We start from the raw sequence: 20,409 nt of genomic DNA, 5'->3' as shown, positions 1-20,409 counted from the left end.
GATAATCGTTACGGTGTTGGCGTTATTGGTCGTTACAGGCCATCGATATGGCGTATTTGAAATATAAACACTGGAAGTGCTATTTGTGATGGCTAACCAATTGGTGTAAGGTCCGGCCGCTTGATGGAGCAGCGGTCTTTTGCTTTTGTTTTGATATTGGAAGAGGGTACGGGATTACCCGTACCCCTAGGGGAAAGCCTTAGAGGGCCTTACTTGTAGCTCATGGTAAATGCCATGGTGCCATTGGCCTCTCCCGGTGTCGGGGCGGCTGCAGTGGTTTTGAAGTAGGCTGCACGCACCAGGATTTTTGCTGTTGCGTCGCCCGTAGTGCCAACCGTTGCCAGTGCAGTATCGAGCGTTCCGCCACTGCCCAATTTAATCAAGCTATTGTTTTCGTCGAGCAGGCCGATACCTACGTTTGTGGCACCACTACCCGTGGCTGCTGGGCTAAGGGCCAGCAGGTCGAGGTTGCCGGATGCGAAGCCCGACCCGGCAGCCGGGTCGAATTTCATGGCGACGGTATTAAAGCCAGTGGTGCCTTTGCATTCGACATCAATAGTGGTTGTGCCGGTGGCGGAAAGGCTGGTGGCACCAACCTCTTTCACATCACCGACGCTGATGCTGCCGAGGGGAATATTAATAATGGGAGACCCACCCCCACTTTTAATCTCGCAAGTGGCAGCGGTGAGCTGACCGGTAAAATTGATAGTGCCAGTAGTGGCTTGAGCAAATGGGGTGATTGCAGTGATGGAAAGGAAAGTGGTGATTAACGCAAGTTTCTTCATGGGTTTGGCTTCACTGTTTTAGGTTATGGAGAGTTAAGTTTTTTTTGTCTATGGAGCGTAATGCCTGCTTGGCACTTTTGGAATGCGTAGTTGCAGGCACGATCAAATTTAAAGTGGTGCTTGTGGTGGTGGCTTTAAGAAATATCTTGAATGCTGTGGTGTTTATTGATTTGTATTTTAAGTCGTCAGTTTTTATGTAGGTGAGGCTAGTTTATTCTGTGTGTTTTGGAGCGCTGTTCTGTAATTTTGAAAGAAACATGCAGTATTTGTGTGAGAAATTTAACAGGCATGGATTTTTAGAGTCCTGGCTCTATTTGTGTCGGAGGATAGTTGTTCGGTAAAGTGCAGTGAAGCCGAATTTCGGTGTTTTATTGTTTTCTACTAACTCCCTGTTTTGGTGAGTGTTTTCAAGATCTGAAGTGGCCGTAAGGGCCTCAGGTCAATGATGTTTGCACGAGGTATGGCAATGGAGTTCTCACACGTTTCCCCGCTTCGCATCGCGTTGCTCGACGACCATGCGATGATTCGCTACGGTCAGGCCACCCGCTTTGCTCAGGAGTCCGATTTTCTCATCGTGGGTGAGTATTCAAGCAGTCGTGGGCTGCTTGAAGGCTTGAGGACGATCAAAGTGGATGTCCTGGTGCTTGATTATTCATTGCGCCCGGACGAGTTGGATGGCTTGAACCTGATTCGTCTGTTGCGTCGACGTTACCCACAGATGCGCATCGTGATTTCGTCTGCACATGAGCATTCGGCGACAGTGCAATTGATCATCAGGGCCGGAGTGCAGGGATTTGTTGGCAAGACCCAGGACATCGAGAGGCTGATCGAGGCCGTTCGGGTCGTGGCGGCAGAGCGGATATACCTTGATCCCTTGATGACTGCCGAATTTGATCCGGCCTTCAAGATCGAGGCAACGGATGGCGATCAGGGCAATGAGCTGGGCCTTGAAGGTCAGGACTCGGTATTGGTCCGCAGCGCCAGCTTGTCCATCCGCGAGCGTGAAGTGTTGCGCTGCTGCCTGGAGGGCATGTCGGTGACGCAGATCGCCGGCAAGTTTTCCCGCAGTATTAAAACCATCAGTGGTCAGAAACAGGCAGCTTTTCGCAAGCTGGGTGTGAAGAACGATACCGAAATGTTCAAGCTGCATGCGCACTTAGGCGGTTTCTGAAGATGGCGTGGGGTAGGAGCAGGTACTTGCTTGGAGCAATAGTGTGGTGGGTCTGGGCAAGCAGTGTTCAGGCACATGAACTGGCGGAGTTCTCCGAGCAGGAGCGCGCCTGGATTGCAGCCCATCCGGTGGTGAGAATTGCGGCGGAGCCGAATTTCGCGCCAGTGGAGTTCATGGAGAATGGCGTATACAAGGGCGTCAGCGCAGGGTATCTGGATGCCATTGCGCAGCACACCGGGCTGCGTTTCGAAGTGGTGTCAGAAGAGGGCTGGGTCGTTGCGCGGAAACTGATGGTCGAGGGCAAGATTGACCTTTTACCGGTGATTTCCAGTGATGATATCTATGGTCCCACCTTGCCGCCGATGAATTTCAGCCGGCCCTATATGACGATCGATGTCGTCGCGATCACGCGCAAGAATATTCCGGTGATTTTCCGGGCGCAACAACTGCAGGGTAAAACGATTGTCGTTAAATCTGGAAGCCGTGTTGAAAAGCTGTTTCGCGCGTCCTATCCCGATGTTCAGCTAATCAGCGTGACGACCCCGCAAGAGGCTTTGAAGGCGGTGGATGAATGCCTGGCTTACGCAGCGGTTGGCCTGGGCGATAATCTGCTGCCCGTTATGCAGAGTGATTACGATAAAACACTGGCTGTGGCAGGGGTACTGACCGAGTTCTCCGGGACCTTCTCTATGGGCATACGCCAGGATCAGCCGGAATTGTTTTCGGTCGTTAACAAGTCGTTGGAATCGCTGACGGCTGATGAGACCGATCTGATCGATAAACGCTGGATTGATACGCTTTATTACAAAAAGCCCGGCTATAGAGTGGCCCTCGATAACTACTTACCGGAAATCCTTCTCGGGGGGCTGGTACTGCTGCTGTTGCTGACGCTGTCTTACCGTGAGCGTTTGCTTAAGCGCAGGGCGATACGCAGTGAGTTGGAGAAGTCCAAGTTCCTCGCTGTCATGAGCCATGAAATCCGCACCCCAATGAATGCCATTTTCTCCTCGCTGGAGTTGCTAGAGCGCAAATCGCTCCCCGCCGAGCATGAACAATTGGTCAAGTTGGCTACTGGAGGCGCGCGCAATCTCCTGCGCTTGCTCGACGATGTACTCGATTATTGCAAGCTGGAGGCGAAAAAAGTTTCGATTGAACTTCGTCCAACGAACTTGAAGACCTTGCTGGAGCAGGTCATTGATATGGCGCAACTGAGTTGTAAGCACAAACCGGTCAAGATCGACCTGCGGGTGCATTCTCAGGGTGGGTTCAATGTATTGATTGATTCGGCGCGCTTGCATCAGATCGCCAACAATTTGGTCTCCAATGCCGTCAAGTTCACCGAAGTAGGACACATCGATGTCGACCTGTTGTTGCAGTTCAACCCAGGCAGTGAGCAATATGGAACGCTCAAATTTACGGTGACCGATACCGGCGTGGGCATTGCCGAGGATCGCCAGGAAGAGTTGTTTTCGCCCTTCACCCAAGTAGGTCCCATGAGTACCTCGCGGGTTGTTGGGACCGGTCTGGGGCTCACCATCTGCAAGGAGTTGGTCGGCTTGATGGGCGGGAGCATCAGCCTGAAGAGTTTTGCTGGCGTGGGCACGCGAATCGATGTCGACCTGCCGATAGAGTTCATCGATGCGAAACTGGTGCGCGAAGAGTATCAGGGTGGGGGGCATACGGATGGCCTGTCAGCGGCCTTGAATATTCTGGTGGTAGACGATCATCCGGATAACCTTGCGGTTATCGAGCGTCAACTGATGGAGCTGGGTTACAGCTCAGTGCTGGTCGACACCGGGCAGAAGGCCTTGGATAGTTGGCGCGACAATCACTTCGATCTTATTTTACTGGATTGTCAGTTGCCGGATATCGATGGCTATGCGGTCGCCAGGCATATCCGTGAGCATGAATTCAAGGAAGGTGGTTTTACGCCGATTATTGCCATCTCAGCGCTACATGGTGGCAATCACCAGCAGGCATGCACCGAAGCGGGAATCGATGGCGTTTTGGCCAAGCCTATTCGCCTCAAGGAGCTGGCGGAAATGATTGAGTCGTGGTGTGCCGATATGTTGCCAAGCGAATCGCTCCACTCGGATGACAAGGCCTTGAGTATCGTCAACTTGGTTGAGCCTTCGGCTCAGGCAGAACTGCATGAACGGTTCCTGTTGACCACCGAGGAGGATCTCCAGGCGCTGAAATTTGCCATCGGCGTACGTGACTGGCCTGCGGCCAACAGACTCGCCCATCGCATTAATGGTGCTTCACTGATGCTGGGTCTGCATCGTATTTCTGTCTTGGCGGCGCAAATGGAGCGCAGCACGGAAGACTATGTCATTGTCGATAGCAACGAAATGGAAATCTTGCTGAACAAGTTGAATGTTGCGGTCAGTATCGCTTCAAATAAGTAACTTCCTACATGGTGGAACTTAAGTTTTCCATGAGCCTTTAGGTTTAAACATCTGCGTATATCGTTTGAGCGTGCCCAAGATTTTCATTATTTAGCATTCTTGGGGTTATTGAGTCATTTAAGACGAGTCCTGTTCTACGCGTCGAAGCCAGCCCGCAAACTCGCTGCCCTCTAGCGCGGTGCCCAGCCTGTTAGTGGGTATCAGCGCTTTTTGTTTTCTTTCAACTTCCCTTGCTTCCTACCGTCGGTTGCACAGTGCAGCGGGGGGGGGGGCAGGGGAAACTGCGAGTAGAGCGACGACGATGGACAGTGCGACCGCTACCAATTTTTGTGAATACGATTCCCCCGTCCCGGTCTTGAACAACGATGACAGCCTACTCGCCTGCGTGAGTTGGATCTGCGATTACTACGGCGTTGGTAAAAGTCCTCAGGCCCTGATGGCGGGGTTGCCCAGAGGTCCGCGGTTGTTGCCTTCTCTGGCGGTCGAGGCGCTTGCAGGGGCGGGGCTGCTCTCGGGCTTGAGCGTTCGCGCCCTGCCGGCCCTGCCGCAGCAATTGTTGCCGATCATTCTGCTCTGCAAGGAACAGAGCGCCTGTGTGCTGACGGGATACCGCCAAGTGAGCGATGGGCAGGGCAAGCAGGTATCGCTGTACCAGGTGATCATTCCGCAGATCAGCCTGGAAGCGGTGGAAATGGACTCGGCCGAGATGGATCGGTTGTATGCCGGACACGCACTAATGGTCAAGCCAGCGGCCAAGGTCGATCAGCGTGCCGGCGAGGAGAGTCTGCAGCCTGCCGGGCATTGGCTGTTGAGCACGCTATGGCGCTACCGCAGTTACTACCGCAGTGCGGCCATTGGCGCCGTGCTGATCAATGTGCTCGCATTGGCGAGCATTTTTTTCACCATGAATGTGTATGACCGGGTTGTTCCGAACCAGGCGTTCGTGACGTTATGGTCCCTGGCCATTGGCGTAGTCATGGCGATGGTCTTCGAGGCTGTGGCGCGTTATGTGCGTGCCCACCTGCTGGATATGGCGGGCAAGAAGGCCGACCTGGTGCTCGGCGCGCTGCTGTTTCGCCAGGCCATGGCGATCCAGATGGAGCACCGTCCCGCGTCGGCCGGTTCGTTCGCCAATCAATTGCGTGAATTCGAATCGGTGCGCGACTTCGCAACGTCGGCCACGCTGGCGGCGATTTCCGACCTACCGTTCGTATTGATGTTCGTCGCCGTGATCTTTCTGGTGGGTGGACCGTTGGGCTGGGTACCGACGTTGTTGATCCCCCTGATTGTCCTGGTGTGCCTGATTGTTCAGTGGCCACTGGCCCGGACGATGAGCGAAAACCTGCGTGAGTCTTCGCTCAAGCAAGGGGTGTTGATCGAGTCCATCGAGGGCCTGGAAACGCTGAAGGCGGTCGGGGGGCAGGCGCATATGCAGCGCCGATGGGATCACTTCAGTGCACTGTCGGCGGCGACGGCCATGAAGTCGCGCAGTCTGTCGAGCCTGGCGACAGGCGTCGTGGCGTTTTTCCAGCAGGTGCAGACGGTGGTGCTGGTCGTCAGTGGGGTTTACCTGATCGCGGCGGGGGAACTGACCATGGGGGCCATGATCGCGACGGTCATGTTGGCCGGGCGGGCAACCGCTCCGTTGGGCCAGGTGGTTGGCCTGGCGGTGCGTTTTCAGCAGGCCAAGGCGGCGTTGCAGTCGCTGAACCGGCTGATGGCCCTGCCGGTGGAGCGTGACGCGGGTCATGAGTACCTGGCGCGGCCGGCATTGAGTGGTCAGTTGTCGCTCAAGGGCGTCGGCTTCGCTTACCCGGCTCCGCCACTTCAACCCAAGCCGCCAGTGCTGCGACACGTCAGCTTGAATATCGCGGCAGGCGAGCGGGTGGCCATTCTCGGGCGTATCGGCAGCGGCAAGTCGACGCTGTTGCGGGTAATGGCGCGCCTCTATGCCCCTGTAGAAGGGCAGATGTTCAGCGATGGCCTGGCGGTCAACCAGATCGATCCGGCCGATTGGCGTGCGGCGGTCGGTTATGTGGGCCAGGAGGCGCGGCTGTTCTATGGCTCCCTGCGTGAGAATGTATTGATCGGCTGCCCGCAGGCCAGTGCTGAGGAGTTTCTCCATGTGCTACGCCTGACCGGCCTGGATCAGGTGGCGGCCCGTCATCCACTGGGTATTCATTTGCCGATTGGCGAGATGGGCGAAGGTCTGTCGGGGGGCCAGCGCCAACTGGTGTCCCTGGCACGCAGCCTGCTCAGCCGGCCGAAGATGCTCCTGCTCGACGAGCCGACCAGTGCGATGGACAGCCAGACCGAAACGAACTTCCTTGAGCATTTGCTGCGCGCCAGCGCCGGACAGACGCTGGTGCTGGTCACCCATCGCCCCAGTGTGCTGGCACTGGTCGATCGGTTGATTGTCATGGAGGAGGGCCAGGTGGTGATGGACGGTGCGAAGGAGCAAGTGCTGAAGGCGTTGTCTCCTGCGACTGCCGAGCGTGCGGGAGAGGCTTCGTGATCGCCGCTCTGTTGAAGCGGCGCAAGACCGGCGCGGCCCCACTGCAGCCGGGTGACAGTGTGTTCATGACTGACCTGAAGGCCTCCCTGCTGAACCAAGTGGCGCCCGGTTCCAGATTGATTCTGCAACTGATCGGTGGGGTGTTCTGTGTGGGGTTGGGCTGGGCGGCACTGGCCCGCGTCGAACAGATTACCCTGGGAGAAGGCCTGGTTGTTTCCCAGAGTCGCGAGCAGGTGATCCAGAGCCTGGAGGGCGGCATCCTGGCGCAGATGAATGTCAGTGAAGGCGATATCGTCGAGCAGGGCGCGCCGTTGCTCAGGATCGATCCGACCCGAGCCGAGTCCAGCTACCGGGAGTCATTGTCCAAGGTGTTGGGCTTGAGGGCTGCGATCAGCCGCCTGCGGGCCGAGGCTTATCAACAACCTCTGCGGTTCGATGAGCAGGTGAGCGCCGAGGCCGATCTGGTTGCCCAGGAAACCCAGGCCTTTGAAGCGCGTAAACGCGCACTCGATAACAGCCTCGATGCCTTGCAGCGCAGCCATCGTTTGTCGCTGCACGAGATCCGTCTGGTCGAACCCCTCGCGGCAAAGGGCCTGCTCTCCGAGGTCGAGCTGTTGCGCATGCGACGCCAGGCCAATGAAATCCACGGACAGATAATCGAGCGCGGCAATCGCTATCAGGCGGAGGCCAGTGCGGAACTGGCGCGTCTCGAACTGGAGCTGGCCCAGGCCAGCGAGCATCTGGTCGGGCGCAGCGATGTCGTCGAGCGCACGACCCTGTTCGCGCCTTTGCGGGGCACGGTGAAGAATATACGCAGCCATACGATTGGAGGCGTGATCCAGCCGGGTGCGCCGATCCTGGAGCTGGTGCCACTGGAAGACCAACTGCTGGTCGAAGGGCGGATTCGCCCGGCCGACATCGCGTTCCTGCAAGTCGGCCTGCCGGTCATGGTCAAGATCACCGCCTATGACTACAGCATTTATGGCGGCCTGGAAGGGGTGCTCGAACATATCAGCCCCAGCACATTGAAGGATGATCAGCGGGCGGCCTCGGGACGCCCCGACGATAGCTATTACCGGGTGCTGGTGCTGACCCGCAGCAATGCGTTGCAGGCAGCAGGACGCAACTTGCCGATCATTCCCGGGATGTTGGCGAGCGTGGAAATTCGTACGGGCGAGAAGACGATTCTCGAGTATCTGCTCAAGCCCGTGCTCAAGGCTCGTGAAGCCTTTCGGGAGCGTTGAGGATGAGCACGATGAGCGGTTTTATCCTTGATCTACGTCTTTATGCCAAGCATGTGTTGTGGAGCGGGGCGTTGCTGTCGAGTACCGGGTTGGCCGATACGTTGCCAGGTGTTTCGGCTCAGGCCCTGATCACGTTGCCCGAGCTGCGGGGCGCTCACGGGCGCGGTATCACTGGGCCGACACAGAGTGAGTTGAAGCGGGTGTTTCTGGGCGCAATAGAGGCAGCGCTGGCGCGCAGCCATGCCCTCGGCGGGGCCCGGGCAGAACATGAGGCGGCATTGGCCGATGTCGATGAGATCAAAGGCAGGCGCTGGCCCCAGGTGGACCTTGGCAGTCAGTCCAGAGCCCACCAATTTGGAGGCGGGGCATACAGCGACCATGCAACAAATGGTGGCGTTAATGTACAGGTGACAACGTCGGTTTTCGACTGGGGTTACTTGGGCACATCTATCGAGAGCCGCCAACAGACGGCCATGGCCATGGCGTTGCGCATTGACGCCGAAGCACAGCGAGCGGCCCATGAAGTGACGGCCACGCTGATCGAGTTGGGCAAACAGCGGTTGATCGTCCAGTTGAGCGAGCAATATGCCAGCCGCCTGCGTGAGTTGGTGGCGATGCTTGCCGAAGTCGTGATCGCCGACCCTGGCCGCAGTAGTGAATTGACCCAGGCCAAGGCGCGCTTGTTGCAGGCAGAAGCGGCACTCGATACGGCACGCACGCGCGTGGCTGATCAGCAGGTCAATCTGCACAAACTGGTGGGTGATAGGCACGTGGCGCTCCCGGTCGGCCAGGAGTGGAATCTGCACCCGGGGGATTTACCTGCACTGTTGGGCGACATCCCTGATCATCCCTTGGTGCAACAGGCCAGGTCCCGGACGGCTGCCGCGCAGTTGGAGGCCGAGGCGGTGAAGGTCTCCGCACTGCCGCAGTTGAGCTGGACCATCAACAAGTCCACCCGTGAAGATGCCTGGGGGCGTGAGCAGCCCTGGCAGACAGCGCTGTCGGTGAACTGGCCGATCTTTCGTGGGGGCGCGGTGCGTGCCGCCGAACGTGCAGCCTTGCAGCGTGCCGAAGCGGGTCGTCAGGAATTGGAACAACTGCGCCGTGATCTTGAATACAGCCTGCGCACCGCGCATCAGGAGGCTTTGGCGCTGTTTGAAAGGGCCGAGCTATTCCAGGCGTTGACGCTGGAGAGCGAACAGATCCGCGGCGATTTTTTCGAGCAGTGGTATCACTTGGGACGACGCACATTGCTGGATGTGCTTTCGGCGGAGAGCGACTACTACGGCAACCGGGTCAGCGCAGTGAGCAATCGTTTCGATGCTTATCATGCGACCGTTCGCCAGTACTCCAGCGCAGGCTCCCTGTTCAAATGGCTGCGCTCAAGGTAATGAGCGCAGCGCAGGGGGAGGGGAAGAACGGGCTTCAGGCCGCGTAAGTATCCAGTTGCACGAGCTCGATAGCGGGGCTGAAGGACACGTCGCCGGCCACGCCTTCACTGCTCGGCGTATCGACGCTGTGCCAGGAACCTATCTGCGCCAGGGTCAGTTCCGGCAACGCGTCACCCTGGGCCGGAGGTGGCTCGGCAAACAAGGCGTCATCGACCGGAGCCATCAGCACCTGGGTCAATGTGAGGGAAATGGCCGGGGAGAGAGGCAACTGATGATTATCGCCCTGAGCAAGTGGGGCGTCGCTCATCAGGATCAAATCGCTGTGGTTTTCTGTGAGTTGATAACTCAATGATTTGCCCCGGCTCTGCGCTACAATGGAGAGTTCGTAGGCATCGCTTTTCGGTCCCCAACTGCCATTGGGCATGATCGGTTGAAGGGTGAACGTGTGTTTGCCCAAGCTCAAGGCCGCCGGCATTTCAAAGAGCCAGTTGCCCAGGGCGTCGGCACGTACTTCGCCGATCCAGAGTTTGTCGTCGTACACCCGGAGCGTCTGGTGGGCGAGTGCTCCGCCGCCCGTCAGCGTCGGGCGATTGTCATCGGTGATACCACCGGAAGCCACCATACCCTGATTCGGGCCGACATCATCATAGACCCCTTGAATGAGCGGTTTAGCACTCTCCACGGTGAAACTGATCGACTCGCTTTGCAGGCTTTTGGTGCCATTGCGATAGTTGACTTGAATCACTAGTTCGTGGGAGCCAATGGTCAGGTTGGCGGAGGGTTTGAAAGTCCAGCTGCCCCGAACATCGATGTTGGCCGTGCCGATCTGACGACCGTTGTCGAAAATCACCACATGACCCATCAACGGATGCAGGCCGCTGCCGCTGAGGACCGGGCGGGCATCATCGGTACTGCTGCCTGCTGCGATGGGGCCACGGTTATTGCCTTCGGTATCGAAGACGGCATCGATGACCGGCTTCATGCTGGGTGAAGTGACAATGCTGGTTGGGGTGTCGCTGGTCGCCCGTTCGATGTTGAAGGCGAAGGGATCGCTTTGCGCGCTTTGGTGACCGGTGTTGTAGTTGATTGCCACCGTAAATTGGTGATGACCCTGGGCCAGGATGTGGCCGGGGGTGTACAGCCAGTTGCCCAGTGCGTCGGGGGTGATGACGGCGATGTTGCGCCCATCAAGGAAGATACTGACCGATCGAGCGGTCTGGGTATCCACCTTGCCAAACAGGCTTGGGCGCGTATCGTCGGTGTAACCTCCGTGGGTAATGAGCCCCTGGCTGACCCCGACGTCATCATAGAGACCGTCGATAACCGGCCGTGGGCTGACGGCTTTGAAGTTGAATACATAGGGTGAGCTGTGTGGGCCCTCGCTGCCGTCTGGCAGGACTGCGCGCACGGTCAGCGTATTTATGGCCTCCTTCCAGGGGCTCTTGGGTTCGAATAGCCATTTCCCCAGGGCGTTGCTGCGGACCCGTCCAACGGGCTCGCTCTGGCCGAACGTGTAGATGACAACCTCCTGGAAGGGCTGGGCGCCACTGCCGCTGAGTATGGCGTACATGTCGTCGGTTTTACCGCCATGGCTGACCAGGCCGCGCTCGAGGCCAACTTGATCATGAATGCCTTCAATCTGCAGTACCGACTGGTTGTGCAGGGTTAGGTGAATGACATAGGGCTGGCTCAACTCGCTTTTGCTGCCATCGGGGTGGCTTGTCTGCACGGTGAAGCGGTGTTCCCCCTGGCTTAGGCCGGAGGGCTTGAAATTCCACTGACCCAGGGCATTGGCGTGGGTTTTGCCGATTTCCTGGCCATTGTCGAAGATCGTGACCAGTAGGTAGGGTTCCAGGCCGGCGCCACTAATGACTGCGCGTGCGTCATCGGTGTGACCACCGTTCGAGATCAAGCCCGTTTCGCTGCCGAACTCATCGTAGATCCCCTGAATGCTCGGTCGGTTGCTGCTCGGGGCGATGACCGTGATCAGAAACGGTTCGCTTGGCTCGCTGGGTTGGCCATTGGGGGTGATCGCGCGCACGGTGATGCTGTGTTGGCCAGGGGCGAGTGGCTCCGTGGGGTCATAGCGCCAATGGCCGTCAGCGTCCGAGCGCACTTGGGCGATTGGACGATTGTTGTCGAAGAGCGTGATCAATTGATTAGGAAGCGGGCTTTTACCAAAGATGGCCGGGCGGTTGTCATCGGTCACTCCGCCATTGGCGATCGCTCCTTGTTCACTGCCGACATCATCGATGACGGTGTCGATCACTGGACGGCTGGATGCAGTGCTTTCGATCATGAGCTCGAAAGGCTCGCTGGGCGGACTGAGACTGGCGTCGACACGGGCGACACGAATGGTCAGCAGGTGTAGGCCATTGCCCAGTTCGGTATTGGGCTTGAAGCTCCACTGCCCTCGGGCATTGGCTTGGGCACTACCGATTAGCAGGCCGTTGTCGTAAACGTTGACCCACTGGTTGGCCAGCAGCCCACTGCCAAACAGCGCCGGTCGGGGATCATCGGTGATGTCGCCACTCGCGAGCAGGCCCTGCTGTGCGCCCATCGAGTCATAGACGCCGTCGATGACCGGCTTGAGGCTCGCCAAGGGGGTGATGGTGAGAGTGAAGTTATCGCTGAACGGACCGAGGCTGCCATTGGGGTAGCTCACCCGGATCTTGAACTGGTGCTCGCCGAATTCGAGTGGCGTGGGAGGTTCGAAGGACCAGCGCCCCTGGTCATCAGTGCGCACGTGGCCGAGGATCTCATTGTCGAGGTAGACGGTGACCAGTTGCTGGCTCTGGAGGCCACTACCGATCAAGGTCGGTTGGCGATCATCGGTCATGCCGCCATGGGTGATACCTCCCTGTTCCTGGCCGAAGTCATCCAGTACGCTCTCTATCACTGGTTTGAGGGTCGCCTGCGGTTCGATCTGGAGGGTGAAGGGCTCGCTTGGATGGCTGACACTGCCGTCCGGATAGTTCAACTGCACGGTGAAGCTATGCTTGCCGCTGTGCAGCGAATTCGTTGGCCGGAAGCACCACTGGCCGGTCGAACTGGTCCGCTCTTGGCCCAGAACCTGGCCATTGTCGAAGATCGTGACCACAAGCCCCGCAGGCAGCTTGCTACCCAGTAGGGTTGGCCGGGTTTCATCGGTCACGTCGTCCTTGCTCAGCAGGCCGGTCTGCTCCCCCGTGTTGTCGTAGATACCATCGATCGTCGGCTGGATAGGCGTGCGCGGTTCGACGGTGATTAGGTACGGATCGCTACTCTGACTCTGGCTGCCATCGCGATCAGTAAGTCTGACGGTAAAACTGTGGTCGCCCAAGCCAAGGGGGGCCTCAAGTCGGTACTTCCAGCGTCCTTCGGCATTGGTTTCGGTATGACCAATCAGTTTGTCATGGTTGTAGAGCGCAACAGTCAGATTGGCGGGCAGACCACTGCCGATCAGCGTCGGTATGGTGTCCTGGGTCTTGCTTCCGCTGGCGATGGGGCCTTGGTCGGAGAGCAGGGTGGCGATGCTCGGCTTAAGCTCCGTTACCGCATAAAAGAACGTAGATAACGAATGCTGCAAGGGTGAGTGATTGCTCAATGAAAGATGCTCTGATTCAGGACGGATAGGCATTTACTAGTTTCCTGCTAGTGGTTTTTTGGGAGAGTGGTTTGCGCGCTGCGCGGCCAACACGGCCAAATGCTTGGCCAGTAAACGTGGCTTGTTTTATTGAGGTGTCGGGTGGCTCTGGCGTTAGTTTTAGTGATGGATAAGGCCGGGTGAGCTGCCGAGCGAAGAAGATATTAGTTTGGCTTTTATAGGTGTTGTGAAAGGCTTTGTAAGTTGTTTTATATGATGGTTTGTTGTTTTTAATCTTTAAATTGAAGCCTTGTTTAAAGGCATTTTCTTAAGCGGATAAACAACAGCGGAGTAAGTTGAGAGGCGTCGTTTTCGAGGTGTGCTTTATTGAAGCTGGGTTAAGGGTTCTTTGTCTTATTAGTTAACGGTATGTCGACACAAAAAATTATGGGGCGGGTGTGTTCGCTGTTCGAGACACAAATGTTTAATGTTGTGCGTGATTTCTTACTGGCTTTGCAGGGGTTTCCGACGCTTCCAGAAGAAATAAAAGCCGGCGGTCAACGGGTAATTGATCGGCGTCGCCCCAGCACTGCCTTGAGCAACATGGTGGATGGCGCGCAAAAGCGATTGCACTGACACCAGTTCCCAGCCCTGGGCGCCCATCGCACTCAGTTGGCTTTCATATTCGGGGGCTTGGCACAGGGATTCGGGTATGGGCTGTAAGAGTAATGGAGAGTCGCGTTTGAACAGCCAGAAGCCCTGGCTTTCGACGCGATACTCTACGGGGAGGTAGGTCGTGGTATGTTCATAGGTCGGCATGGTGGGCAGGCTCGCAGAGGGGTTGAGAGGCCCCGGCTTGTTAGTCGGGCTGGTCCTTTGCCTGGCTTTCCAGCCAGCGCAGAACCTCGGCAGTGGTCTGGATCAGGTCGGCGGGGATGTACTGATCAATGAGGCCGTCGCGGTACAGGGCTCTGGCCAGGGGGATGCGCTGCAATACCGGAATGCCTTCCTCCTCGGCAATCTGGCGGACTCGCAGGGCCACGGCATCGGTGTATTTGAGCGTGACAATCGGTAGCGGGGTCTCGCCGCGTACATAGCGGATGCCGACGGCAATGTGGTTGGGGTTGGCGACGATGACCGAGGAGCGTTTGACGTCGGCGCGGATATTGCCCCTCTGGAGTTCCTTGCGCAGAGCGCGGCGTTTTGACTTGATTTCAGGGCTACCCTCCATCTCCTTGCGCTCCCGGCGAACTTCGTCCTTGCTCATGCGCAACTGCTTGAGGTGCTGGTGGCGTTCAAACGCATAGTCGGCCAGCGAGATCATCGCAAACCCCAGGGCGCACAGCAGTAGCATCTGTTCGAGCATCAGCCCTACGACCGGCGCGATGCAGCGGATACTGCAGCCGGGCAGCATGATCAACGAGCTCAGATTGCCCCGCAACGTAATCCAGACCAGGAGGGATAGCAGGACGACCTTGAGGGTCGACTTGAGTAATTCCATCAGGTTCTTGATTGAGAAAATCTTCTTTGCGCCCTCCAGCGGATTGATCTTCTTCAGGTCCGGCTTGACCGATTCCAGGCTGAACAGCAGCCCGTACTGGAACAGATGAGCGCCGACCACCACCACGGCGGCGACCAGCAGAAATGGCAAGGTAATGTAAGCCAGTTCCAGCAGCAGGTTTTCCAGGACCAGGTCCAGAGCCTGGAGAAAAGGCAGCTTGATAAACGCAGCAGGCAACAGCATCAGGTTGCCGAGGTGCGCCAGGTAGTAATCGGAAAAAACCATCAACATGCCAATGAGGCTAAGGATCAGGGCGCTGGAAACCACTTCGCGGCTTTTGGTGACCTGACCTTTCTTGCGCGCATCGCGCAGCTTTTTGGGGGTGGGCTGTTCGGTCTTTTCTCCACTCATGGGTTTTCCAGTACTGGGCGTAGTAGCCGCAGAGGATCGAGTGCAATCAGTAGGCTGTCGACGGCATGGCCCATCAGTGTGGTGACGTAGATCACCAGCAACGCACTGGCAATCAGACTCTTGATGGGCATGGCAAGGATGAACACGTTGAGCGAGGGGGCGAACCGGCTGATCAGTGCCAGGCCGAATTCAGCCAGGAACATGGCGATCAGTACGGGGGCCGCAAACAGCAGGCACAGGCGCAGCAGTTGGGTGAACTGGTTGTAGAAGAACGCGACCCATTGGCTGCCGATCTGGGGAAAAAAACTGCCGATCGGCCAGGTTGCATAGCTCTGATACAAGGCCCCGATCAGCATCAGGAAGCCACCGCCGGAAAAAAACAGGGTCGTCAGGGTCTGGGCCAGCAAAAGCCCGGTGGGGCTGGTCTGGTTGCCCAGCATCGGATTGAGGGTCGAGGCCATCGAAGCCCCGCGCTGGTTATCGATGATGAAGCCGGCAGCCTCGATGGCCCAGAAGGGGACGGTGGCGATAAAGCCGATCAGCAAGCCCAGAAGCACTTCCTTGCCAATCAATAGCGCCAACTCGTAGCCGGCGATGGCGGGTGGCAGGGTGTGGGCGACCATCGGAAATGCATACAGGGCGAGCGAGCAGGCGACACCGTTGCGTACCAAACCGCCTCCGAGCATTTGCCGGCTGAGGATCGGCATGATCACAAAGCAACTGAGGATCCGCGGCAGCAACAGCGTATAGGCGAGCAGCAATTGCTGGAGATCCTGAATGCTCATCGAACACGCGCAATCTTGTTGAGAATCAGCTCGCCGAAGGCATGCAGTTCGTTGCCCATCCAGCCTGCGGTGACGAACAGCACCACCACTACGCCGATCAGCTTGGCGACAAAACCCAATGTCTGCTCCTGTATTTGGGTTACTGCCTGGACCAGCGAGACCAGCGTACCGACGATGGCCGCGATCAGCACGCAGGGCATCGACAGGATCAGTACCAGCCACAGCGCCTGGGCTGTGAAATGCAGGATTTCGGCGTTGTTCATGCTCAGCCTCCGTAACTGGTGACCAGGCCGTGGGTCAGCCTGGTCCAGCCGTCGAGCAGAACGAAAAGCAGCAACTTAAAGGGGAGCGAGATGGTCATGGGGGACACCATCATCATCCCCATTGCCAGCAGAATGTTCGAGATGATCAGGTCGATAACGATAAAAGGCAGGTAGATCAGAAAGCCGATCTCGAAGGCTCGCGTCAGCTCGCTAACGGTAAAGGCCGGTAGCAGAATCAGCAGGCTGTCCGGTTCCAGGCGGTCAGCATATTCCTGGGGCCAGACCTGGCGTGTGCTGTCGACGAAAAAGGTGTGTTCACGCGTCATGATCTGGCGCTTGAGAAACGCACGGTACGGCTCCATGCCTTCGTCAAGGAAGCGTTCGACCGAGGCCGAGTCGCTCAGGCTGACATCGTGCTCGCGCAGATAGTCGTGCGTCGCGAATCCCACGGGGGCCATGACGTAGATACTGAGGATGATCGCCAGACCATACATCGCCATATTAGGCGGGATTTGCTGCACGCCCAAGGCATTGCGCAGCAGGGAAAAGACGACGGTCATCTTGATAAACGACGTGGCCATGACCGCGATAAAGGGGACGAGCGCCAGCAAGGCCAGGCCCAGGATGAGGTTGAGCTCGTCGGGTAGCTGGATCATGGTGCGCTAGCCTGTAGCAGGCGTACAACGCGTACTCCCAGGCGATCCTCGATATTGACCAACTCGCCGGTACCCAGGCATTGCTGGTTGACCAAAATGCGTACTTCGCCGTTCAGTGGGCAGGCTAGATCCAGCAATGTGCCGGGCTGCAGGGTAGCGAGTTGGTGCAGATCAACGGTCTGGCGACCGACTTCGAACGTCACCTGTACGGGCAGTTGCTCAAGGTCGCTCAATGGGTCCGCGAGGGGAGGTTGAGGGGTTGAATGCATGGCGATGAATTCCAGTTGACGGTCACTAGGGTGAAAGAGCCCCCACGGGCGGGCTTCGACCAGCCCCAACAGTGGCGAGCGGGTTTCGTGCCCGGGGGGTAATAGCAGCAGGTCGCCCAGGCGCAGCGACAGCAGTTCAGCCGGGGTCAGGGCGACGGGCCCCCATTGCAGCGATAGGCTCAGCGGCACATTGGTCTGTTCTTTAAGGGTCCGCCTGGGCAGCTTCGCCAGTACTTCATCGGCGCCACTTTCGAGCCAGAGCTTGAGTTGTTCGCCGCCGTGGACAAGGGTGACGCACAGCCCCGGAGCAACTTGTGCAGCAACCTCGATGGTCTGGATGTCCTGCCAGACCAGCCCCGGCAGGGTATTGGCTGCTTCCAGAACGGCCAGTTGCAGTGCCGGCGGTAGGCTGTCGAAAGCTGCTTCCTGCAGATGCGGTGCCAGCCATCGGGCTAGCAGTGCCCCCTGGCAGGTCAGGTGCAGCAACTGACCTTGCCAGTGCAGCGACAGTCGTCGGTCGAGTGTCGTACACGGGGCCTCGATGCTCAGGTTGGCGTGTCCCTGCGCCAGCGCAAAGTGCTGTTGTCGCGTAGCGAGCCGCTGCTGAAGCAGCCATTCGCGCCGCTCGACACGGGGTAGTACCAGTGCGTTCATGGCTCCGGCTCCCATTCGTCTTCAAGTTGGCGCCGCTGGCGCGAGCGTTGCTCCGCGTCTCCCGAGTCGGCAAAGGCCAGTTGAGTCTCCTGGCCGGGGTTGAGCTTGTTCAGGCGTTCTAGCAGCTCGCCCCGGGCCTGCTGCAAGTGCAGCAGGGTGCCCGAACTGGCTTGCAACTCGATGTAAAGCACTCCTCGGTGTTGGGCCAGTTGGATCTCCACGGTGCCCAGATGTTGTAGGTTAATCTGCAGCAATGTGCTGTTGCTTGCGCCAGGGCTGGTATGGCTCTGGATGCGGGCCTGCATGGCCGTCAGCAGTTGTTCGAGATCCTTCTTGAGTGCGGCCGTCTGCGGTTCGGCGAGCAGTTGTGCGAGCAATCGATCGCCTGGAGTCTGGTTGGGCAGTGCCAAGGCAAGGGGCTCGAGAGCGCTCTGGGTTTTGTGCTCTGTGGACTGGCTCTGGCCCAGGAGCGCTTCCAGGGTCTTGAGGGTTGATTTGTCGAGGAGCAACTGGCGTGCACTGATATTGGGGGTGTCGGGCGTGGCCTTGGCTTTATTGGCGCTACCCTTGCGGTCTTGCACCTTGTCCCGGGGCTTTTTGTTGGTGGGCTGCCGTGGCGCGTTGGCTTGTGCGGCATCGGTGCTGGCCTGGTTGCTGGACGAGTCGCTGTCATGACTGGGGTCACGCCTTTCATTGAGCGGGCGTTGCTTGAAGGTGTGTCCGGGTAAGGAGGCGGTACTGCGTGACTCTGCGGGCCGCGGTTTATGCTCGGCCAGAGCGCTGTATCCGCTGTATCGGCTCGGTTGTCGGGCCTGTTCCTGGGCGTCTTTGTCGGCTCGCTGACGCATGGCGTGTTCGAACTCGACCTGGCGGCTGCGATCCACTTCGCCTGGCCGGGCGTTATCAGGTACACGTGCGGTCGGTTCGCAAGGCGGTGGGAGAGTGGGAATCATAGGGGAGCTTCCTGGCGGCGGAACTCGGTGAGTTCCTGTTCTTCTTTGAGTTCGAGTAGAAATTTTTCCTCGGCCATCGCCTGCTGGTTGAACTGACGAAATTTCTCGACCTGGTACTGCGCCTTGACCAAATGTTGGCTGGCGCTTTTCAGTTGTTCGCGCTCATGGGCCAGGACCTGATCAAGTTCTATAAGGTGTTGTTCCAGCGCCGCTTCCTGTTCTCGCAGCGAGGCCACTTGTTGTTGCCATTGTTCGAGTTGGCGGCGGTTGAGTGGCTGTGCCTGACATTGTTCGAACAGGCGGGTTTCTTCACTCTTTCGCCAGAGCCGGTAACGCTGGTAGTCGGCCTGGCCTTGCTCACAGCTCAGCTTGGCGACCTGCACGCGGCCCTGTGCCTGCTGGTTCTGGCGCTCGGCTCGCTCGACGCGCAGGTCCTTGATACGTGTCAGGGTCTTCAGCGGCATTGGCTGAGCGCCTCAAGCTGGGCTACGCACTGCGTCAGCTCGCTGAGTTCGTGGGTGCCCTGGCGTAGCCAGGCGCGGATCGCGTCCATCTTCTCGATGGCCTGATCGGCCACTGCATCCTGGCCCTGTTGGTATTCGCCGATTTTGAGCAACAGCTCGACTTCTTCGTACTTGGCCATCCACTCGCGGATCTGGTTGGCGCTCTGGCGGTGGGCGCCGGGTACGATCTGGTTCATCACGCGGCTGACCGAGCGCAGTACATCAATGGCCGGATAGTGGTTGGCCGAGGCCAGCTTGCGTGACAGGACGATATGGCCATCGAGAATGGAGCGGGTTTCTTCGGCGACGGGCTCGCTCATATCGTCGCCCTCGACCAGCACCGTATAGAGGGCGGTAATCACGCCCTTGTCCGATTGACCGGCGCGTTCCATCAGGCGTGGCAGTTCGGCGAAGACTGAGGGTGGAAAGCCGCGCCGGGTGGGCGGCTCACCTGCCGCCAGGCCGATCTCGCGCTGGGCGCGGGCGAAGCGGGTGACCGAGTCCATCAGTAGCAGCACCCGTTGGCCCTGATCGCGAAAGTATTCGGCAATTGCGGTGGCGACAAAGGCCGCCTTGACTCGCTCCATTGCCGGACGGTCGGACGTGGCAACCACCAGGACTGAGCGCTTGAGGCCTTGCTCGCCCAAGTCGGATTCGATGAACTCGCGAACTTCCCGGCCACGCTCGCCGACCAGGGCGAGGACGATCACGTCGACATCGGCATTGCGCATCAGCGTTGCCAGCAGGGTACTTTTTCCTCCGCCGGCGGCGGCAAAGATGCCCATGCGCTGGCCTTCGCCGCAGGTCAGCAGGCCATCGATGCTGCGGACGCCGAGGGAAATCGGCCGCTCGATCAAGCGCCGGCTCATGGGGTCGGGGGCATCTCGGTACACCGGGTACCAGGCCTTGGGTTGGCCCAGGGGAGGCCCCTGCAACGGTCCGCCCAGGCCATTGAGTACCTGGCCAAGCAGGTGCTCGCCCACGCCGACCATGTGCATGGTGCCGGTTGGGCTGACTTCGGTGTTGGAGGAGATACCCAGCATGTCACCGAGGGGCGTGAGCAGCGCCTGATGCTGCTGAAAACCGATGACTTCGGCCATCAGTGACAGCGAGTTGTCCGGATTGCGCAAATGGCACAGTTCGCCAATACGTACACCTGGGACCACGGCCTTGAGGAGGGTCCCCGTGACCTGGGTGACCCGGCCGCGAATCTGGATCAGCCGGGTCTTGCTAACGGCTTCCTGTAACTGGCCGGTGATATGTCCGAGGGAAAGGTGCATGGGAATCAAGGCTGATAGGGCTGACAGCCACTATAGGTAAAGCCCTGAAGCGTGG

At 58.4% G+C, this 20,409-nt stretch carries 16 protein-coding genes; 5 read left to right on the top strand and 11 right to left on the bottom strand.

Features of this window, described 5'->3' with window-relative positions:
- Positions 1 to 209: 209 nt before the first annotated feature.
- Positions 210 to 785 carry a fimbrial protein gene (locus tag NPS46_RS07970; RefSeq protein WP_274105900.1) on the bottom strand — a complete coding sequence of 192 codons (576 nt, stop codon included), beginning with the start codon at positions 783 to 785 and terminating at the stop codon, positions 210 to 212.
- Positions 786 to 1,251: 466 nt separating this feature from the next.
- Between NPS46_RS07970 and NPS46_RS07965 the strand changes: the two genes are divergently transcribed.
- From NPS46_RS07965 to NPS46_RS07945, 5 genes are all read left to right on the top strand, one after another.
- Entirely contained in the window at positions 1,252 to 1,956 is a 705-nt protein-coding gene (locus NPS46_RS07965; RefSeq protein WP_274105898.1) for a response regulator transcription factor, read from the top strand.
- 41 nt (positions 1,957 to 1,997) lie between these two features.
- Positions 1,998 to 4,364, top strand: a complete 2,367-nt coding sequence (locus tag NPS46_RS07960) for an ATP-binding protein (protein ID WP_274105896.1) — start codon at positions 1,998 to 2,000, stop codon at positions 4,362 to 4,364.
- Positions 4,365 to 4,665: 301 nt separating this feature from the next.
- Entirely contained in the window at positions 4,666 to 6,879 is a 2,214-nt protein-coding gene (locus NPS46_RS07955; RefSeq protein ID WP_337994237.1) for a type I secretion system permease/ATPase, read from the top strand.
- The gene (locus NPS46_RS07950; protein ID WP_274105893.1) at positions 6,876 to 8,123 is read left to right on the top strand and encodes an HlyD family efflux transporter periplasmic adaptor subunit; all 1,248 of its coding nucleotides are present in this window, start codon (positions 6,876 to 6,878) and stop codon (positions 8,121 to 8,123) included. The genes NPS46_RS07955 and NPS46_RS07950 overlap by 4 nt, the downstream gene beginning before the upstream one ends.
- 2 nt (positions 8,124 to 8,125) lie before the next feature.
- The gene (locus NPS46_RS07945; RefSeq protein WP_274105891.1) at positions 8,126 to 9,514 is read left to right on the top strand and encodes a TolC family protein; all 1,389 of its coding nucleotides are present in this window, start codon (positions 8,126 to 8,128) and stop codon (positions 9,512 to 9,514) included.
- Positions 9,515 to 9,548: 34 nt separating this feature from the next.
- On the opposite strand, the gene NPS46_RS07940 is transcribed toward NPS46_RS07945, so the two are convergent.
- The 10 genes from NPS46_RS07940 to sctN form a co-directional block, all read right to left on the bottom strand.
- Complete coding sequence (locus NPS46_RS07940) at positions 9,549 to 13,133, bottom strand: Ig-like domain-containing protein (RefSeq protein WP_274105890.1); 3,585 nt, start codon at positions 13,131 to 13,133, stop codon at positions 9,549 to 9,551.
- Between the two features lie 450 nt (positions 13,134 to 13,583).
- A complete protein-coding gene (locus NPS46_RS07935) occupies positions 13,584 to 13,898 on the bottom strand; it encodes a hypothetical protein (protein WP_274105888.1) in 315 nt (104 codons plus the stop codon).
- 40 nt (positions 13,899 to 13,938) lie between these two features.
- Complete coding sequence (gene sctU / locus NPS46_RS07930) at positions 13,939 to 14,991, bottom strand: type III secretion system export apparatus subunit SctU (RefSeq protein WP_274105886.1); 1,053 nt, start codon at positions 14,989 to 14,991, stop codon at positions 13,939 to 13,941.
- Positions 14,988 to 15,776 (bottom strand): type III secretion system export apparatus subunit SctT, encoded by a 789-nt coding sequence (gene sctT / locus NPS46_RS07925; RefSeq protein ID WP_274105884.1) that lies wholly within the window; start codon positions 15,774 to 15,776, stop codon positions 14,988 to 14,990. Before sctT ends, sctU begins: the two co-directional genes overlap by 4 nt.
- On the bottom strand, positions 15,773 to 16,039 hold the full coding sequence (gene sctS, locus NPS46_RS07920; RefSeq protein ID WP_274105882.1) for a type III secretion system export apparatus subunit SctS: 267 nt from the start codon (positions 16,037 to 16,039) through the stop codon (positions 15,773 to 15,775). Before sctS ends, sctT begins: the two co-directional genes overlap by 4 nt.
- A gap of 2 nt (positions 16,040 to 16,041) precedes the next feature.
- Positions 16,042 to 16,695, bottom strand: a complete 654-nt coding sequence (sctR, locus tag NPS46_RS07915) for a type III secretion system export apparatus subunit SctR (protein ID WP_274105880.1) — start codon at positions 16,693 to 16,695, stop codon at positions 16,042 to 16,044.
- Positions 16,692 to 17,618: a type III secretion system cytoplasmic ring protein SctQ gene (sctQ, locus tag NPS46_RS07910; protein ID WP_274105878.1), complete on the bottom strand. Its 927-nt coding sequence runs from the start codon at positions 17,616 to 17,618 to the stop codon at positions 16,692 to 16,694. Before sctQ ends, sctR begins: the two co-directional genes overlap by 4 nt.
- Positions 17,615 to 18,571: a type III secretion system needle length determinant gene (locus NPS46_RS07905; RefSeq protein WP_274105876.1), complete on the bottom strand. Its 957-nt coding sequence runs from the start codon at positions 18,569 to 18,571 to the stop codon at positions 17,615 to 17,617. Before NPS46_RS07905 ends, sctQ begins: the two co-directional genes overlap by 4 nt.
- Positions 18,568 to 19,035: a type III secretion system stalk subunit SctO gene (gene sctO / locus NPS46_RS07900; RefSeq protein ID WP_274105873.1), complete on the bottom strand. Its 468-nt coding sequence runs from the start codon at positions 19,033 to 19,035 to the stop codon at positions 18,568 to 18,570. Before sctO ends, NPS46_RS07905 begins: the two co-directional genes overlap by 4 nt.
- On the bottom strand, positions 19,026 to 20,354 hold the full coding sequence (gene sctN, locus NPS46_RS07895) for a type III secretion system ATPase SctN (RefSeq protein WP_274105871.1): 1,329 nt from the start codon (positions 20,352 to 20,354) through the stop codon (positions 19,026 to 19,028). Before sctN ends, sctO begins: the two co-directional genes overlap by 10 nt.
- Between the last annotated feature and the right edge of the window lie 55 nt (positions 20,355 to 20,409).

The organism is Pseudomonas putida (genome assembly GCF_028682395.1).
GTDB classification, from domain to species: domain Bacteria; phylum Pseudomonadota; class Gammaproteobacteria; order Pseudomonadales; family Pseudomonadaceae; genus Aquipseudomonas; species Aquipseudomonas putida_AB.
The sequence above is the reverse complement of the archived record's forward strand: the minus strand, read 5'-3'. Positions and strand labels throughout refer to the sequence as shown.

Bases quoted from the DNA above. Each gene is read 5' to 3' on its own strand.
- NPS46_RS07955 (WP_337994237.1), top strand. From the start codon at position 4,666: ATGGACAGTGCGACCGCTACCAATTTTTGTGAATACGATTCCCCCGTC.
- NPS46_RS07905 (WP_274105876.1), bottom strand. From the start codon at position 18,571: ATGATTCCCACTCTCCCACCGCCTTGCGAACCGACCGCACGTGTACCT.
- NPS46_RS07940 (WP_274105890.1), bottom strand. From the start codon at position 13,133: ATGCCTATCCGTCCTGAATCAGAGCATCTTTCATTGAGCAATCACTCA.
- sctR (WP_274105880.1), bottom strand. From the start codon at position 16,695: ATGATCCAGCTACCCGACGAGCTCAACCTCATCCTGGGCCTGGCCTTG.
- sctO (WP_274105873.1), bottom strand. From the start codon at position 19,035: ATGCCGCTGAAGACCCTGACACGTATCAAGGACCTGCGCGTCGAGCGA.
- sctQ (WP_274105878.1), bottom strand. From the start codon at position 17,618: ATGAACGCACTGGTACTACCCCGTGTCGAGCGGCGCGAATGGCTGCTT.
- sctT (WP_274105884.1), bottom strand. From the start codon at position 15,776: ATGAGCATTCAGGATCTCCAGCAATTGCTGCTCGCCTATACGCTGTTG.
- NPS46_RS07965 (WP_274105898.1), top strand. From the start codon at position 1,252: ATGGAGTTCTCACACGTTTCCCCGCTTCGCATCGCGTTGCTCGACGAC.
- NPS46_RS07945 (WP_274105891.1), top strand. From the start codon at position 8,126: ATGAGCACGATGAGCGGTTTTATCCTTGATCTACGTCTTTATGCCAAG.
- sctU (WP_274105886.1), bottom strand. From the start codon at position 14,991: ATGAGTGGAGAAAAGACCGAACAGCCCACCCCCAAAAAGCTGCGCGAT.
- sctS (WP_274105882.1), bottom strand. From the start codon at position 16,039: ATGAACAACGCCGAAATCCTGCATTTCACAGCCCAGGCGCTGTGGCTG.
- NPS46_RS07970 (WP_274105900.1), bottom strand. From the start codon at position 785: ATGAAGAAACTTGCGTTAATCACCACTTTCCTTTCCATCACTGCAATC.
- NPS46_RS07935 (WP_274105888.1), bottom strand. From the start codon at position 13,898: ATGCCGACCTATGAACATACCACGACCTACCTCCCCGTAGAGTATCGC.
- sctN (WP_274105871.1), bottom strand. From the start codon at position 20,354: ATGCACCTTTCCCTCGGACATATCACCGGCCAGTTACAGGAAGCCGTT.